This window comes from Streptomyces bambusae, assembly GCF_019400985.1.
Lineage (GTDB): Bacteria > Actinomycetota > Actinomycetes > Streptomycetales > Streptomycetaceae > Streptomyces > Streptomyces bambusae_A.
The window spans coordinates 1-2,812 of the sequence record NZ_WTFF01000536.1 but is presented as its reverse complement, the minus strand read 5'-3'; the positions used below and the strand labels follow the sequence as shown (position 1 = coordinate 2,812).

General features: G+C 75.2%; 2 protein-coding genes. Both read left to right on the top strand.

Annotation, left to right across the window (positions count from 1 at the left end; genetic code table 11):
• The first annotated feature begins 326 nt into the window (after positions 1-326).
• On the top strand, positions 327-2,447 hold the full coding sequence (locus GPJ59_RS35250; RefSeq protein ID WP_308120668.1) for a SpoIIE family protein phosphatase: 2,121 nt from the start codon (positions 327-329) through the stop codon (positions 2,445-2,447).
• A gap of 110 nt (positions 2,448-2,557) precedes the next feature.
• The coding region (locus tag GPJ59_RS35245; protein ID WP_219672159.1) for a hypothetical protein at positions 2,558-2,812 on the top strand (255 nt) is incomplete at its 3' end.

Below are 2,812 nucleotides of genomic sequence, written 5' to 3'. Positions count from 1 at the left end.
CGTCTGCTACTCTTTATCTCATAACGGCCGCGCTCCTCCACTACACCAAACGCGTGAGGTCTGCGGCAGCTTCAGATGTTATTAAGAGGCAGGCCGGGCAGCGCGCCGCAGCCGGTCGGCCGGCCGGAAGCCCGCGCCCGCCGCGTCCGCGGCCACGGCCACGGCCCGGTTGTCGCTGAGCGTCACCGTGCGACGACCGGTTCGATCCGCGGTCCGGGCCGGGGCCGGATCCGGAGCGTATGGTCCTGGTATGGGTGACGCGTGTCGTACCCGGTGCGAATCCGCCGTTGCGGCCGGTTGCGCGTCCGGCCGGCCGGGGAGCCCCGGTGACCGGCGGCGGTGAGCACGCGGGCGCGGGGGTCCTGGACCGTGCCCTGGCCGACACCGTGCGGCGTACCGGCGCCTCGGCCGGCGGCATCTACCTGCTGGACGAGCCGACGCGGACGCTGGGCCTGGCGGTGCTGTGCGGGGTCCCGGTGGAGGTGGCCTGGCCCTGGCGGCGGATCCCGCTGAGCTCCCCGGCCCCGATCAGCGACGCGGTCCGCGAGGACCGGCTGGTGTGGGTGGGCTCCCAGGACGACATGGCCCGCGCCTACCCGAGCACCGCCGCCACCCTGCCGTACCGGTTCGCGCTGGCCGCCGCGCCGCTGCCCGGCCGGTCCCGCCTGTGGGGAGCCCTGCTGCTGATGTGGCCGGCCAGCCACCCGGACCGGGCCACCCGCCGCGAGCAGGGCCACGTCACGAGCGCCGCCGCGCTGATCGGGCGCGCCCTGGACGAGCACGGCCCCCCACCCGTGGTGCCGGACCGGCCGCGGATCGTCACGGCACCGGAGCCGCACCCGTACACCGGCCGGGTCCCGGAGGCCGCGGCGGACTACGCGGAGCGGCTGCCCGAGGGTGCGCTGGCCCTGGACCTGGAGGGCCGGATCACCTTCGTGACCAGCGCCGCGGCGGCCATGCTCGGCAGTGAGGCCGGCCGGCTGCTGGGAACCCGGCCCTGGCAGTCCCTGCCCTGGCTGGACGCCCCCCTCGTCGAGGACCACTACCGCACCGCCGTCATCAGCCGTGACCCGGTGTCCTTCGTCGCCCTGCGCCCGCCGGACCGCCGGCTGCGCTTCCAGCTCTACCCGGACGCGAGCGGCATCAGCGTGCGGATCACCCACGCCCCGTCACCGGGCGGCGAGGCCCCCGCGCCCGCACCCGTCCGGGAGCCCACAGCCGCGGCCCAGGTCGGAAGGCTCTACCAGCTGGTGCACCTGGCGGCGGCCATGTCCGAGACCGTGGGCGTGCGGGACGTGGTCGAGCTGGTCGCCGACCAGATCCTGCCCGCCTTCGGGGCCGACGGGCTGGTCCTGTCCGCGGCCGACGCCGGACGACTGAGGATCACCGGTTCCCACGGCTACGACCCGCGGACCGTCGAACGCCTCGACGGTCTGCCGCTGGACACCGATCTCACGCCCGCCGGCGAGGTGCTCACCAGCGGCGTCCCGGCCTTCTTCGCCAGCCGCGAGGAGATGGCCCGCCGTTACCCCGAGGCGGCGCGGATCAGCGACAAGCAGGCCTGGGCCTTCCTGCCGCTCGTGGTCTCCGGGCACCCCGTGGGCTGCTGCGTCCTCTCCTACGAGCACCCGCGCACCTTCACCGCCGACGAACGGGCCGTCCTGACCTCGCTGGCCGGCCTGATCGCCCAGGCCCTGGACCGGGCCCGCCTCTACGACGCCGTGCACGACCTCGCGCACGGCCTCCAGCAGGGACTCCTCCCGCGCAGCCTGCCGGTCGTACCGGGGCTGCGGATCGCGGCCCGCTACCTGCCCGCCAGCCACGGCATGGACATCGGCGGGGACTTCTACGACGTCCTCGTCCTCGACCAAGGCACCGTCGCGGCCGTCATCGGCGACGTCCAGGGGCACAACGTCGCCGCCGCCGCCCTCATGGGCCAGGTCCGCACCGCCATCCACGCCCATGCCACCGCCGGAGCCGCACCCGACCAGGTCCTGGCCCGGACCAATCGGGTCCTGGCCGACCTGGAGAGCGATCTGCTCGTCTCCTGCCTGTACGCGCACATCGACCTGGCCCGGGGGCGGGCCACGCTGGCCAGCGCCGGCCATCCGCCGCCGCTGCTGCACCGGCCGGGCCGGCCGCCCGGTGTCGTGGCCCTCGACCCCGCTCCCCTGCTCGGCGTCGTGGACGACCTGTCCTGCCCCGTCACGGGCCTGGCCCTCGTCCCGGGCACCACCCTCGCCCTCTACACCGACGGCCTGACCGAGGTGCCCGGCGCGGACGTCGAGGAGACCACCGCCGGCCTGGCCCGCCACCTCGCCGAGGGCAGCGGCCAGGACCCCGAGGTGCTCATCGACGCGCTGATCCGGCGCACCTGGCCCGCCGGCCGGCACACCGACGACATCGCCATGATCCTGCTGCGCACCACTGCCCTTCCACCGCCCTGACGCCCCCTCAGCAGGCGTGGCGCCGCCGGCATCCGTCCGGGCGACCACCCGCTCGACGCGCCTTCGGCAGCGCCGCCGCCGGGTGCGGCCGGACGCTAGGGTGATCGGCCGTGACGGCTCACCACATCCCCTGCCCGGTGCCGGACGAGGACGGGGCCGGGGGCCCGCGGAGCGGGCCGACGCGCCGGAACGTGCTGGGCGGGAGCGTGCTGGGGCTGGCTGCCGTCGCCGCCGCGCCGGCGTGGCCCGTCCCGGTCCCGGCGGCCGCCTCGGCGGGGCTGGGCCTGTCTCTTATTAACATCTCCGAGCCCCCGAGACCGCGGCTGGTCTCGTATGGCGTCTTTTTCTGCTGGAAAAAAAATATA